15 protein-coding genes and 1 riboswitch are annotated in these 13,646 nt (G+C 60.4%); of the genes, 5 read left to right on the plus strand and 10 right to left on the minus strand.

Annotated features, from left to right (window positions below):
• Positions 1–3: 3 nt before the first annotated feature.
• From ACFPB1_RS13340 to ACFPB1_RS13360, 5 genes are all read right to left on the minus strand, one after another.
• Positions 4–1,560 carry an ABC-F family ATP-binding cassette domain-containing protein gene (locus tag ACFPB1_RS13340; RefSeq protein WP_379225977.1) on the minus strand — a complete coding sequence of 519 codons (1,557 nt, stop codon included), beginning with the start codon at positions 1,558–1,560 and terminating at the stop codon, positions 4–6.
• A gap of 150 nt (positions 1,561–1,710) precedes the next feature.
• Entirely contained in the window at positions 1,711–2,514 is an 804-nt protein-coding gene (locus ACFPB1_RS13345; RefSeq protein WP_379225979.1) for a DUF2935 domain-containing protein, read from the minus strand.
• Between the two features lie 82 nt (positions 2,515–2,596).
• Positions 2,597–3,718: a Ger(x)C family spore germination protein gene (locus ACFPB1_RS13350; protein ID WP_379225981.1), complete on the minus strand. Its 1,122-nt coding sequence runs from the start codon at positions 3,716–3,718 to the stop codon at positions 2,597–2,599.
• On the minus strand, positions 3,715–4,596 hold the full coding sequence (locus ACFPB1_RS13355) for a GerAB/ArcD/ProY family transporter (RefSeq protein ID WP_379225983.1): 882 nt from the start codon (positions 4,594–4,596) through the stop codon (positions 3,715–3,717). The genes ACFPB1_RS13350 and ACFPB1_RS13355 overlap by 4 nt, the downstream gene beginning before the upstream one ends.
• Positions 4,597–4,773: 177 nt before the next feature.
• Positions 4,774–5,886 carry a threonine aldolase family protein gene (locus ACFPB1_RS13360; protein ID WP_379225985.1) on the minus strand — a complete coding sequence of 371 codons (1,113 nt, stop codon included), beginning with the start codon at positions 5,884–5,886 and terminating at the stop codon, positions 4,774–4,776.
• Positions 5,887–6,107: 221 nt separating this feature from the next.
• Between ACFPB1_RS13360 and ACFPB1_RS13365 the strand changes: the two genes are divergently transcribed.
• Positions 6,108–6,395 (plus strand): hypothetical protein, encoded by a 288-nt coding sequence (locus tag ACFPB1_RS13365; protein WP_379225987.1) that lies wholly within the window; start codon positions 6,108–6,110, stop codon positions 6,393–6,395.
• A 117-nt stretch (positions 6,396–6,512) separates the two neighbouring features.
• A complete protein-coding gene (locus ACFPB1_RS13370; RefSeq protein WP_379225989.1) occupies positions 6,513–7,130 on the plus strand; it encodes a thymidine kinase in 618 nt (205 codons plus the stop codon).
• A 177-nt stretch (positions 7,131–7,307) separates the two neighbouring features.
• Here the strand turns inward: ACFPB1_RS13370 and ACFPB1_RS13375 are convergent, their stop codons facing one another.
• Positions 7,308–8,012: an SDR family NAD(P)-dependent oxidoreductase gene (locus tag ACFPB1_RS13375; RefSeq protein WP_379225991.1), complete on the minus strand. Its 705-nt coding sequence runs from the start codon at positions 8,010–8,012 to the stop codon at positions 7,308–7,310.
• A 210-nt stretch (positions 8,013–8,222) separates the two neighbouring features.
• Here ACFPB1_RS13375 and ACFPB1_RS13380 point away from each other — a divergent pair, with 210 nt between their 5' ends.
• On the plus strand, positions 8,223–8,393 hold the full coding sequence (locus ACFPB1_RS13380; protein ID WP_379225993.1) for a hypothetical protein: 171 nt from the start codon (positions 8,223–8,225) through the stop codon (positions 8,391–8,393).
• A 135-nt stretch (positions 8,394–8,528) separates the two neighbouring features.
• Here the strand turns inward: ACFPB1_RS13380 and ACFPB1_RS13385 are convergent, their stop codons facing one another.
• From ACFPB1_RS13385 to ACFPB1_RS13400, 4 genes are all read right to left on the minus strand, one after another.
• Entirely contained in the window at positions 8,529–9,068 is a 540-nt protein-coding gene (locus tag ACFPB1_RS13385) for a DUF1697 domain-containing protein (RefSeq protein WP_379225995.1), read from the minus strand.
• A gap of 75 nt (positions 9,069–9,143) precedes the next feature.
• Positions 9,144–10,115 (minus strand): EamA family transporter, encoded by a 972-nt coding sequence (locus tag ACFPB1_RS13390; protein ID WP_379226165.1) that lies wholly within the window; start codon positions 10,113–10,115, stop codon positions 9,144–9,146.
• Between the two features lie 104 nt (positions 10,116–10,219).
• Positions 10,220–10,316: riboswitch (purine riboswitch) on the minus strand.
• Between the two features lie 64 nt (positions 10,317–10,380).
• Positions 10,381–11,493 carry a glucosaminidase domain-containing protein gene (locus ACFPB1_RS13395; protein WP_379225997.1) on the minus strand — a complete coding sequence of 371 codons (1,113 nt, stop codon included), beginning with the start codon at positions 11,491–11,493 and terminating at the stop codon, positions 10,381–10,383.
• 205 nt (positions 11,494–11,698) lie between these two features.
• On the minus strand, positions 11,699–12,127 hold the full coding sequence (locus ACFPB1_RS13400) for a DUF2203 domain-containing protein (RefSeq protein WP_379225999.1): 429 nt from the start codon (positions 12,125–12,127) through the stop codon (positions 11,699–11,701).
• Between the two features lie 225 nt (positions 12,128–12,352).
• On the opposite strand from ACFPB1_RS13400, the gene ACFPB1_RS13405 reads away from it, so the two are divergent.
• On the plus strand, positions 12,353–12,910 hold the full coding sequence (locus ACFPB1_RS13405; RefSeq protein WP_379226001.1) for a superoxide dismutase family protein: 558 nt from the start codon (positions 12,353–12,355) through the stop codon (positions 12,908–12,910).
• A gap of 158 nt (positions 12,911–13,068) precedes the next feature.
• A complete protein-coding gene (locus ACFPB1_RS13410; RefSeq protein ID WP_379226003.1) occupies positions 13,069–13,536 on the plus strand; it encodes a cupin domain-containing protein in 468 nt (155 codons plus the stop codon).
• The last annotated feature ends 110 nt before the right edge of the window (positions 13,537–13,646 follow it).

A 13,646-nucleotide genomic window follows, 5' to 3' on the forward strand; every position in this document is an offset into this window, starting at 1 on the left:
CGATCAGAATACCTTCGTCGTCCACGACTCGCAGTTCCACGTCTCCGTCACGACGTCGCGGTAGAATTCCGGCTCGTGGGAGATGAGCAGAATGCTGCCCTTGTACGCCTGCAGCGCCCGCTTCAGCTCTTCCTTCGCGTCGACGTCCAAGTGGTTCGTCGGCTCGTCGAAGACGAGCACGTTGGACTCGCGGTTGATCAGCTTGCAGAGCCGGACCTTCGCCTTCTCGCCGCCGCTCAGCACCGCGATCTTGCTCTCGATGTGCTTCGTCGTGAGACCGCACCGCGCCAGCGCCGCGCGCACCTCGAACTGCGTGAAGGACGGGAATTCCTTCCACACTTCTTCGATGCAGGTGTTGTAGTTGGCATCCTTCACTTCCTGCTCGAAGTAGCCGATCTGCAAATGCTCGCCGCGCTGCACGGTTCCCGAGATCGCGGGAATCTCGCCCAGAATGCTGCGCAGCAGCGTCGTCTTCCCGATGCCGTTTGCGCCGACGAGGGCGATCTTCTGCCCGCGCTCCATGCGCAGGTCGAGCGGCCGGGACAGCGGGGAATCGTAGCCGATGACGAGCTGGTTCGTCTCGAAGATCAGCTTGCCGGACGTCCGGCCTTCCTTGAACCCGAACTGCGGCTTCGGCTTCTCCTTCGCCAGCTCGATGACGTCCATCTTGTCGAGCTTCTTCTGGCGCGACATCGCCATGTTGCGGGTTGCAACGCTCGCTTTGTTCCGCGCGACGAAGTCCTTCAGATCGGCGATCTCCTGCTGCTGGCGCTTGAACGCCGACTCCAGCTGCTGCTTCTTCATCTCGTAGACCTGCTGGAAATGGTCGTAATCGCCGACGTAGCGGGTCAGCTCCTGGTTTTCCATATGGTAGATCAGGTTGATGACGGAATTCAGGAACGGGATGTCGTGGGAAATCAAAATAAACGCGTTCTCGTATTCCTGCAAGTAGCGTTTCAGCCACGTAATATGCTGTTCGTCGAGATAGTTGGTCGGCTCGTCGAGCAGCAGGATGTCCGGCTTCTCGAGCAGCAGCTTCGCCAGCAGCACCTTCGTGCGCTGACCGCCGCTCAGGTCGGTGACGTCCTTGTCAAGGCCGATGTCGGTCAGGCCCAGGCCGCGCGCCGTCTCTTCGATCTTGGCGTCGATCATGTAGAAGTCCTGGTTCGTCAGCGTGTCCTGGATCGTGCCGACGTCCTCGAGCAGCCGCTCCAGCTCTTCCGGAGAGACCTCGCCCATCCGGCCGTACATGTCGTTCATTTCCTGTTCCAGGTCGAACAAATATTGGAACGCGCCTTTCAGCACGTCGCGAATCGTCAATCCGCGCTGAAGCGCCGCATGCTGATCCAAGTACCCGACGCGCATGCGCTTCGACCATTCCACTTTGCCGTCGTCCGGCTGAAGCTTGCCAGTGATAATGTTCATAAAGGTGGACTTGCCTTCGCCGTTCGCGCCGACCAGTCCGATATGCTCGCCCTTCAGGAGCCGGAAGGACACGTCGTTGAAAATCGCCCGGTCCCCGAAGCCGTGGCTGAGCCGTTCTACGTTTAATATGCTCATCGATGACACCTTTTCTGTTAGACTTTATACTCCGTACTATTATAGCGTTCCGCCTCTCCCAACTCAATGAAATTTCGCTGCCGCATGGCGGACTTTCCGTAAAAAAAGACGACCGATACCGGCCGTCCCTCGCAAGCGTAAGCGATCGCGTCAAGATCCGGCCCTCGGCCGGTCCGGATCGCAGTTCGGGCTCGGCACCAGTCCGAGCGCCGCTAATTTGCGCAAATAATAGCATTCCTCGCGCAGCATGTGATCGGGCACGAGCGGCGTCAGGCTGTCGAGCACCTCGTCGGTCAGCTCCCACGATTCCATTTCCGAGAGGAATCCGCGGAAGAGGTTCATCTCGAGATCCACGTCCTTGTGGAACCGCCGGAATGCCGGAAAATCGTGCAGCTGCGTGCGCATATAGCCCGCGAGCTCGATGCTCTTCAGGTACAGCTCGTTGAAATGCTTCTCGAACTTGCGTCCGCGCCGCTGCAGCCGCTTCTCGACGGGATCGAGATCCCCCACGATCGTCGCGGCGTGGAAGGCCGCGTCGGTCAGCCACAGCAGATCGTGATGCAGCGCGGGAAACAGCGGGACTGGGCGGCCTTCCTCCAGCTCGCCGAGAATCCGCGAATACTCCTCCAGCTCGTTGACCATATGGTTGATGAACGACGGCGTCAGCCCGAACGCGATCTGCCCGAGCAGCATCCGTTCGAGCAGATGCAGCTTGAAATTCCGCAGCTCTTCCGTCAGCGGGCACGCCTCCGCCGTCACGGCCGCGGCCTCCGCGTCCGTCTGCGCGTGCCGCGCGCGGGCCAGCAGGTTGTCGAATGCCTGAATGAATTGCTTGGCGAGCTCAATATCCTTCGTATCCATGGGCGCGAGCGCGTTCCGGATGAACCGGCTATGATCTCCCAAGATTTGCAGCCAGAACCGATGCTCGAACAACACAGCGTCTTTCCCGTCCATACCTGACCGCCACCTCTCCCGCTTAATTACGTCCGTCTAGCCTATGCGGCCGGCGGGGCGATCATTACGGGGCGCGACGCAGTTAACGAACCTCGCCCATGTCGACGATCCGGGTACGGACCCGCAGGCTGACCTCCGCTTGTCCGAACGCTTCTCCCCAGCGGTCCTGCACCTTTTTCCACTCGCGGTATCGGTAAGCTCTCGCGAATAAGCCGAGGCCGATCGGATCCAGCTGGTACCGCTGCAGCTTGGCAACCAAGGCATCCATCTTGTTCTTCAGCTGCTCGTCGATCTGATCTTGCAGCCCCGCGGCGTTGTCCCCGACGTCGAACGCGAACAGCCGCTCCGTCAGCCGGATGGGGAGCTCGAGCTCGATGTCGAAGCGAAACTTGCCGCCTGCGAAGGACGTCCGTACTTTACGGTCGACGTCGAGCACGTAGAAGCTGACGGCGCCAGTGTTGATCGCGGTGCCCGGCTTCTGTTTTTCCGGCAGCACGAGGGTGACCGACAGGCTGGACTTTTTGTCGTCTTGCACGATTTGCAGCATCGTTGTCTCGAACGTATCGATCGACCCGACATAGAGGCCGCCGTGGTTCAGCAGCGCCGTTTTGTCAACCACGACCTCGCGCTCGGTTTTTCGGATGATGCCCATATCGGGCGTTCTTCCCCGCTCGTACAGCAGACGGTGCAGCTCCCATAATGTCGTCGCCTCGACGAGATTTCGTTTATTCGTCGTATCGAGCAGCTTCGCGATATGCAGGGACAATCGGCGCTTGTCCGGCGGCGCGAAATACATGATGTCCCCGACCGAGCCGTCGACGGCGACGAGCCTTGCGTTGTTCCGCGTCTTGGAATCGCGATAGACGACATCGAGCAGGTGGACCCAGTCGGGCTGCTGCAGCAATTTCTTGCCGACGAGGATGTTTTGCAGCTTGCCCGTGCTGATCAGCGCCGACACGCGGCTGTCCAGCAGCCCCCTCGAATCCCGGAGCGTCAGCGCGTTCACCTGCGTCACCTCGTTACTTTGCTTCGCCTCCTTACTGAACACCGGGCTGGACGAGTAGATGACCAACCGGTTGTCCTTATCCAAATCCATGCCCATCATTAGCACGAGCGTGGTGTCTTCCAGGTTCAAGCGGTCCTTGCACGCCGGAAGCAGGAGCAGCGCCGACACGGCCGCCAACAGGAGAACGACCCGCCTCATGACTGCCACCGCTTGAATCGCTGCAGTACGGAAAGGATGCACCAGAGACAAACGGGCAGCAGGTAAGCGGTCGCGAACCCGATGGAACCGAGCCATTCGAGCATGCTGGTACTTGCTCTCCAGTCCGGGTCCGAGATCCAGGTCGCCAGAAACATGCCTGCGAGGAGAAGCGCGACGTACGTCTGCGGCTTGCCGAAGACGAACAGCGTTTTCATACAATACATGGCCATGTACAGCGAAGGAATCCATGTCTTCGAGATAATCAGCAGGTACCAAGTCAGCATGATGATGTCGAACCGTTCGACGTACCGGGTTTCGAGCGTTTTGAAGATCGAGATGACGGGTTGGTTGAACTGGGTGATCTCGTCGGGACTGTAGACCAGGAAGCATACGAGCGTCACGATCAAATAAATGAGCAGCGTATAGGTATTCGCGATGAGTACGCCGAGCGGCGCATATTGCTTCTTCTCCAGGTTCGGATAGACGAAATAGACGATCTCGAATCCGAGGAACGCAAGTATCGTCGTCGGAACCGTATGCAGCACGGGCAGCCAGCCTTCCTTCAGCACCGGAAGCAGATGCAGCCAGTTCCCTTCCCGCATCAGCACGCCCAGGAGCAGCAGCATCCAGAGCGACGAGTACACGATAATCTCCGCATACCGCCCCATGACGCGAACCCCGCCCTTGACGATCATGTACGCGGGAACGAAGAAGAGCAGAATCAGAACGTATGTCGGCGTCTGCTGCATGATCCAGCTTTGCACGAGCAGGGCCATCCGATCCAGGATCAGGTAAGCGTAGATCGTCGCGTAGACGCCGAAGAAGACCATTGCCAGCCGGCCGGCGGCTCCCTCCTTTTTCTTGTTCCGTTCCTTCATTTTGTCAATCGGCGGCGGGCTTTATGCGTTAGGGCGAAGCGGCCTCCGGACCCGAAGACTAGAGAGGCCTGGAAGCCGGCCGAAGACAAAAAAAGTCCCGCAGCTCTCGCCGCGGGACTTCCCTTCTATCCGTACTCGCTCGTTCTACGGCGGATGTTCAATGACACGCCTTGGCCGTTACGGCCCCGCCTCTTCCTTCGCCGCCGAGGCGAGCGCCTCGTCGAGCTGCCGGAACGCCTCGCGCAGTTTCTCCTTCGGCACGCCGGCATACCGGTCGCCCAGGCTGACCTCGTAATTGCTGCCGCCTTCCGCGCCGGCGTTGACGTACGCCGTCAAGCCCACGCCGGTCCGCTCGGCAATGCCGGCGAAGATCCGCTCCGCGGTTTCCTTCGGCGCGTCCAGATGGACATGGAACATGTTCGATACCGGCGTTTCCGGCCTCGTCGCCGCGCCGCGGCAGCCGTTGTACAGCCCGGCCAGTTCGACGGCGTCCCGGTAGTACTGCTCCATCTTGGGCATCCGCTCCCGAAAATAATGCGCGGCCGGAATAATGTACGGATACAGGCTGATCAGATCGCCGCCATGCCGGCGTTTCCAGATCTTCGACTCGGCCGCGAAATCCTCAGGCCCCGCGAGGATCGCGCCCGCGATCCCGCCGATGCCCTTGTAGAACGAGATGTAGACACTGTCGAACAGCGCGCACACCTCCGCGGCGGTCTTGCCATAGTACGGCAAGATTTCGAACAGCCGCGCGCCGTCGAGATGCAGCTTGATGCCCCGTTCGCGGCATAGCGCCGACATGGCCTCCAGCTCCGCGTAATCCGGCAGCTGTCCGCCGATTTCGCGCTGCGGCAGCTCGAGCAGCAGGCAGGCGACGTCGTCGCCGAGCGCCACCACGTCCTGCGGCAGCACCGTGCGGGTCTTGTCCGCCAGCAGGATCGGCTCCAGCCGGTGCAGCTCCCGCAGGCCGTTCTGCTCATGGATCTCGAGATGGCACAGCGGGTGATACGCGACCTTCGCGCTGCCCCGCCGGTCGCTCCAGATCCGCAGCGCGATCTGCTGCGCCATCGTCCCGCTCGGGAAGAACACGGCGGCTGGCTTGCCCAGGAAGTCCGCGAGCTCCACCTGGAACCGCTCAATGACGGCGCCCGATCCGTACATATCGCTCTCCGTCTCGCCGTCTATGCCGCGAAACGCCTCCAGCAGCACCTCCGCGTTGCGCCGGCCGTGTCCCCCGACAGGATACGCCGACCGCTCGAACGCCTGCTTCAGCGTCATGTTGTCATCCATATGCATGCTCCTTACGCGAACAGCCGCTCGGCCGTTCGTCCTTAATGGGAATGATTCATTCGTCGTGCTCGGTACCCGGCCTTCGCCGTTCGTTACTATTTCGCCGCCCGCGGGCGAATCTCCTGCCGCAGGCAAAATCAGCAACGGCCCCGGTACGACCTGCCTCCTTCCGACATAGGATGAACCATGACATTACTCTTTCCACGGGGAGGTGATTTCAAATGACATTCGCACTCACCGACTGGATGCTCTACTCGATGTGGGTCGTTATGGGCGCCATGGGCCTGAACTTCCTGCTCGGCCTCTACCAATCCCTGAAGGGCGGCGCGTTCTCGAGCGACCTCATCACGAAGTACCTGTCCGATCTCGTCATGCTTGTACTTCCGCTGTTCATGCTTTCCAACATGACCGTCTTCGATAGCACCGGCTGGATTATGGAAACAGCGTTCTACATCGGCGCATTCGGTGTCGTCGTCAAATATTTGATGGATTTGAAAGGCAAATTGTAATCGTCTTCACGACAGCTGCCGGGAATCCGGCGGCTGTTTTATTTTGTCCGCGGCGCCTTGTCAGCGTCGTTCAAATGTGGTACACCAGTAAAGACATCATGCGTAGGAGAGATCGCCATGGCTCAGCTGTATTATAAATACGGGACGATGAACAGCGGCAAATCGTTCGAAATCATCAAAGTCGCCCATAACTACGAGGAACAGGGGAAGCGGGTGCTCATCTATTCGCCGTCCTTCAGCGCGCGCGGCACGTCGAAGCTGGTCGGCTCGCGGGTCGGCTTCGAGCGCGAAGCGATTCCGGTGGAGGCGGATACCGACCTCTACGCGGACGTCAAGTCGCATCTGTCCGCCTCGGGCCCGAAGCAAATCTACTGCGTGCTCATCGACGAAGCCCAGTTTCTGAAGAAGCATCATATCCTGGCGCTAACGCGCGTGGTGGACGAGCTGAACATCCCCGTGATGGCGTTCGGGCTCAAAAACGATTTTCAAAACCAGCTGTTCGAGGGCAGCTATAATCTGCTGATCCAGGCGGACAAGATCGAAGAGATCAAGACGATCTGCTGGTACTGCGACCGCAAGGCGACGATGGTCATCCGGTTTCGCGACGGGAAGCCGAGCAACTCCGGCGAGCAGATCCAGATCGGCGGCAACGATGATTACAAGCCGGTCTGCAGGCGGTGCTACAACCAGGCGTTCCGCGAGATCGACACGGCGCTGGGCGAACCGGAAGCCTAAGCGGCGGCAAGAGGCGGAACGCCTCTTTTTTATTTGCCCGGCTACGTGGAACGGGCGGCTTTCGCTGACCGCCATAGTCATACGAGCAGGATAAGTCTAACAGCGGACATGGGCTGACGGCAGGATGAAAAAAAGCGTTCCGGACCCGGGGGCCGGAACGCTTTTATAATCCTAAGCTCAAATCGGCAGCTCGCGCCCCGCCGGATCGACGAACCCGTGCTTCTTTACCCGGAGCGGGCGCACGCGTTCCAGAATGCCGACCAGCTGCCGGGCAGCTTCGACGGGGTCGCCCGGCGCCCGCTCGCCGCCCATGTCCGTCTTCATCCAGCCCGGATGAATCGCCAGCACCTGGAAGCCCTGCGGCTCCAGCTCCTTGCGCAGCTTCTCGGACAGGAACGTGAGCGCGGCCTTCGTCAAGCCGTACGGAATATCGCCGGCGTACGCATTGGCGAACGCCCCCGCCTCGGACGAGATGTTCATGATGGAAGGCAGGCTCGCCTTGCGCAGCAACGGCAGCAGCGCCTGGATCAGCTTGATCGGGCCGAACAGGTTCGTCTCGAACGAGGCCGTCACGTCCGCGAACGCCAGCGATTCGATGCCGGCCTCGCGGCTGAGCAATATCGCGGCGTTGTTCACGAGCGCGTCGATCGGCGCTTCCCGTTCCTTCAAATCGGCGGCGAGCCGCTCGATGGACGCGTCGTTCGTGACGTCGAGCTCGAACAGCTCGATCCGCGCCCGCAGCTCTTCCTCCAATGCGCCGTAACGCGCTTCGGCCGCCGTGATGTCGCGGACGCCCGCGACGACCTGATGGCCGCGCTGCGCGGCAATGACCGCCAGCTCGTAGCCCAATCCTCGGCTGGCGCCGGTAATGACGATTCTCATGAATGTTCAACCCCGCTTTCGTCAAACATAGTCTGATCTCTATTATAACGCTTTCATGAACGAAGATGCCAATGGAAGCCGTTTCCAGATTACCGGCTGCCGGCGCACCCGAAGTTATTCAGCATCGCGAATACGATGCCGTCCCCCGGGGGCATTCTACATTTGGATGCCCATGCCATCCAAGCGCATGCCACAAGGAGGTGTACCTAGATGAAACACGCGAAAAACGAAATAACTAAAGCCGACGTACAGTCCTCCGAGCTGAACAAGCTGCCGGTTCCGGGCCAGGACGATACCGAATTCTCGGCCGAAGAAGCGGCCGAAGCGTTCCAGTCCGGCGCATCCGCGGGCCGTTCCGCGCATAACGAGGAAGAAGCATAAATGGTTCGGCGCGGCATCCGCGCCGCCCGTATCGCGCTTGCGCGACAAAAGAAGCCTCCCGAACCCGGGAGGCTTCTTCCTTTGCTGCGTCTTCGGTTCGTCATCCGATCCGAAACGGCAGCCAGTCCGGCGCCGTCACTCCATCGCGCGCAGCATCGCCTGCAGCTTCGCGACCGTATTCCAGTTGCGGGTCGTCACGGCGTCGCCGAGCTTGGCGATATTGGCCGCCAGCTTGGAATCCAAGATGCTTTGGCCGTAGTGGCAGTAGATGACCGTGCCGTCAGCCCGGAACCGGTCCAGCTCCGAGATGCCCGCGCTTAGCTTCTCCAGCTGCCGGCCGGTCAGCGGTTCGTTCAACACCGACAGGTGGATGCTCTTGCCCTCCGCCGCGGCCTCTTCCGCATAGGGACAGTCCTCGACGATGGCGTCCAGCTCCTGCTGCGTGCGGATCATCACGTTGGCGCGAATGCCCGAGATCCGCGTAATGGCCTGTTCGATCTCGTCTCGAACCGTGCCGTGGTCCTTCGGCGATTGACAGACGACGTTGCCGCTCTGAATATACGTCTGCACCTTCGCGAGGCCGATCGCTTCCAGTTCGCGCTTCAAGTCCGCCATGGCCAGCTTGTTCTTGCCGCCGACGTTAATGCCGCGAATAAGCGCGGCGTAATTCGTCATGCCCGCTTCCTCCTATCCGTCCAAGCTGTCTCCACTATACCCGGCTGGAGACCGGATGACAACGGCTGCATTGCGTTACGCCCGATGCACCGCGCCCTTCGCCCGGGGATGCGGCAGCCGGCGGATGACCTCCGGCATCGCAACGCCGAGGAGTACCAGCGCGACGCCCGCCCACTGCAGGACGCTCACCGATTCGTGCAGGACGACGGCGGACAGCATGACGGCGACCGGAAGCTCCGATGCGCCGAGCACCGCGGCCATCCCTTCGCCGACATGCGGCACGCCGGCCGCGAACAGCACGGGCGGAATGAAGGCGCCGAATAAGCCGAGCAGGAAACCGAACAGCAGCAGCTGCCCCAAGATCAGGCCGTTAAACAGGAACGCCGGCGGAAACAGCGCGAAGACGAGGATCAAGCCGCCCGTAATCATCCAGGCGCTGCGGTATGCCGGCTCCGCGGCCGGTACGGCCTTGCCGCTGAACAGGACGAACAGGGTATAGCTGACGGCCGCCGCGAGACCAAGCACGACGCCGAGCGCGTTGAAATTCGCCAACCCTTGATCCAGAATGCCCGCCGCCAGCAGCGTGCCGCCGAAGAGAACGGCGAGCGTGGCCAGCATCAAATTGCTTGGCCGCTTGCGCCTCCGGACCGCGTCGACGAGCACGCCCATCCACGTGAATTGGAACAGCAGGATGATCGCGAGCGAATTCGGAATATAGCGCAGCGAATGGTAATACAGCAAGCCCGTCAGCGCCGTCGGCATGCCCGCCGCCATCAGCAGCAGCCGCTGCTTCCACGTCAGAGCCGGACGCTTTGGCGCCGCCGCGGCCGAGCGGCCGCCTGCGCCCGCGCCGCCTGCGCTTCGGCGCTTGCGGAGGACGTTCCATTTCGTGGCCGCGGCCAGCAGCCACGACAGCACGAAGCCGACGAGCAGCTGCGAGCCCACGACCTCGCCGAGCTCGTAGCCGTGCCCGTAAGCCTTGACGACGATGGTGGACAAGACGCCGTAGCTGACGGCGCCGAGGAAGACCGCTATGGCGTATTTCATATCGAATTTCATTATGATGTCTCCTTTCCGAGCCGGGCAGCCGGCGGCGGATTAGAAAGCCGTACGCACAAAAAAACTTCCTAACCGCAAATATGAAATCATCCCGGGGATGAATCCATATTCGTAGTTAGGAAGTTACGGCTTCCTGTAGAAACCCTCGCCCTGCTGCGAGGCTATACGAATGATCCGTGCTGCTGCGTGCTCAACATCGAAATCTTACATGACATGCGAGCCGCTGTCAACCGTTCATTCGCCTTTCCTCGGCTCAAGTCAGCTTGCCGAAGTCGCTCCGCATGATCGTACGGACATGCCCCGCCCATTTCCCGTTGGCCGGACAGTACTTCCGCGCGACCTTCTCGATCGTCGTGTACCCCCGCTCCACGTAATTATCGTTGATTAACTGGCCGAACTTCTTGACGCTGTCCCCTTTGGTCGCGAAGCTGAACGCCTTGGCGTGGGCGTTGCCGGTGATGGCGTTCAAGCCGAACAGATTGTTCTTCGTCCTGGCCAGCCTGCTCTTGCCATTGCCGCTCTCGAGCTTCATGACCGCGATCGTGAAGAACGCATTAATCCCGTAATCCTGCTCCACGTGGAGAATGACGTCCTCGAGGCCTTGGTTCGCCAGCTTCGTGCCTTTGAGCAGCACGGCGATATGCGCCCGCGTCAGCCCGGAATCGGACATGACCTTGGAGGACGGCTTTACGGGATCGGAGGATACGGATAGCGGCGCAGCCGATTGGACGGCGACCTCAGACTTGCGCTTGGCAAGCGTCTGGGCCGGCGCGGCCTTCGCCGCCTCCGCGGGAGCGGATATTACGGCGGTCTGCGCTTCGGTGGAGGTCTGCGCTTCGGCTGCGGTCGGGGCGGCTGTCGCGGGGTTGATCGGGGCGGCATAGCGGCTGTTGACGTAGCCTCCGCCCTTCAGGGCGAGCCAGTCGGCGGCTGTCGCGCCGACGACGTCGAGGCGCGTGTCTTGCTTCACGGTGCGGAGAATATCGGCATCGGCGCTAGGCAGCGCGCGAATGTTCAGATAGTAGGAGGTGACGCGATATGTATGAATGGCGGAGGCGGCCGTCTGTGCAGCCGGTTTCTTGGGAGCGGCAGCCGTCTGTATATGTACGATGTTCGGGGCGTGAGCGATGACCGTTGCCGGCTGAAAGCGCGATTTGGGCTGATCCGGCGCCACCGGCGCCGCGACTCCGGAAGCCGCCGCGGCCGAAGCGTGCGTTGTGCCATGCCATTGCGGGAAGCTGTACGCCATTTCGGCGGAGCGGTTGTTTCCTGCGTTCGCGAACAGGTTATACGAGAAGAACAGCGAGGCGAGAAGCGCCGCGACCATCAAATAAGCCACTGCATTCCATTGGATACTCCGGGTCATGACTTGCACCTCTTCCTTGGATTTTTAGGGGCCTTTCCGATATGAGTCTGATTGTAAAGGCTGTCTAACGAGAAGCGTGTCAAAGCGTCTGTAAGAAACGTATGATCTTTTGTCGACGGACATGCCTCTTCTGACGAAATAAAAAGAAGCCTGATTGCTCAGGCTTCAAAAATGAGAAATTTCCAATGTTTTATCGGGTTATACTTCAATTCGCCAAACCCGCGTCGGGATAGCGTTTTCGGCCTTTGAAGCCGTCCTCGTAGCCGTGGTAGTAGGCCGCGCGGTCCTCGCCTTGTTTCCAGCAGATTAGAATTTCCTCACCATTGAGCACCGAAGGGAAATCGATCAGCCCGGGATTGATCCTTTTGAGCAGCACGCCCTTGCGCTCGAAGTTGCCGATCGCGAGCTCCACTTCCATCCGCATGAACTCCAGCTGGGTCTCTAGCTCGAAGAACGGATCCGCCGATTCGGGATCTTCGGGCAGCGTGCCTTCCCTGCGCTGCTTCGTTAATTGATGAAGCAGCTCGAACTTCATTTCGAATTGCTGCGTCAGCAGCTGCAGCTTGATCAGGTCTTCCTGGAGCTCAGGCAGCAGCGCGTTCGCTTCTTCGATCGTAAACGTTACCTGCTTCATGTGCAGACATCCACTCCTCTACAGCCAGTTTACTGCAAAACAGGACAAAACGCCATTTGGACGAAGGGCCCATCCGGGGAGGCCACACATCCAAAATCGCGCCAACCTGCGCCCGTGCGGCTGGGCGAATCCAAAAATCGCAAGGTTTGGCGAATCGGAATGTAGGCAAAGCTAAGCAAGAAAACCCGGCTGCACGAAGCCGCACACAGGAGGAGGATTACCGACATGAAACACGCACGATTGTTGAAAGGAACGGCAGCCGTCGCGCTGCTCGCCGGGCTCGTAGCCGTCAGCCCGCTCCGGGCACTGGCGAGCGACCATCACCAGCCGCAATCCGGGGCGGTGACGGTGAAGCTCATTAACACGAAGGGCGAGTCCATCGGCTCCGCCACGCTCATGCAGAAGGACGATCAGGTGCTCGTGCGCGTCGAGGCGAGCAAGCTGAAGCCGGGCGAGCACGGCCTTCATTTCCACGAGACGGGCAAATGCGAGGTGCCGGGCTTCACGACGGCGGGCGCGCACTTCAATCCGGCCGCGAGAATGCACGGCTTCAATAACCCGAAGGGCTTCCACAACGGCGACCTCCCGAACCTGAAGGTCGACGCCGCCGGCAACGCGAAGGCCGAATTCGAGACCAAGGTCGTGACGCTCGCGAAGGGCCAGCCGAATTCGCTCCTGAAGGACGGGGGCACCGCGCTCGTCATTCACGACAAAGCGGACGACTACGTCACCGACCCGTCGGGCAACTCCGGCGACCGGATCGCGTGCGGAGTCATTCAATAAGAAGCAAGGCGCTTCGACGGAACCATGGACGGGACTAGCTCCCGCCATGGTTTCTTTCGTTTACACGCCCGCCCGAATCCGGTACATTGGTAGAGTCGCGTTAGGCGAATCCTCATTCCATGGAGAGAGAACTACGAAGGCGAAGGAGCACGAGAAACATGAGCAACGGCGTTACAACCAAACCATTGTCCCCCTGGGTCAAGGCGCTGGATTTGACCCCTCATCCGGAGGGCGGCTGGTATAAAGAATTGTGGAAAGCCGGCTTCACGATTCCCCGGGAGGTGCTCGGCGAACCGTATTCCAGCGATCGCGCCGCGGCGTCCTCCATTTATTTCGTCCTGCACCCGGACGAAATGTCCGAATGGCACACCGTGCTGTCGGACGAGCTGTGGCTCTGGCATGCCGGCAGCCCGCTGCTACTGACGCTCGGCGGAACGGGCGAGCAGCCCGCGGTCGAGCAGGAGATCGTCGTCGGACCCGATATCGCGAACGGCCAACGCCCGCAAGCCCTCGTTCCGGCTAAGGCCTGGCAGATGGCGAAGCCGCTCGGCGACGAGCCCGTGCTCGTCTCCTGCATCGTGGCGCCGGGCTTCCACTACGACGATTTCCGTCTGATCAAGCGGTAATGGAGCCTAATAATAGAAGAAAAGGAACCGCTATCACCAACCAGGCAGAACCTGGTTGGTTTTTTTCTAATTGTCAACCCCGGTTTTATGAAGACTTTCTCATTTATTTC

This window comes from Paenibacillus sp. GCM10023250, assembly GCF_042653205.1.
Taxonomy (GTDB): Bacteria; Bacillota; Bacilli; order Paenibacillales; family Paenibacillaceae; genus Paenibacillus_Z.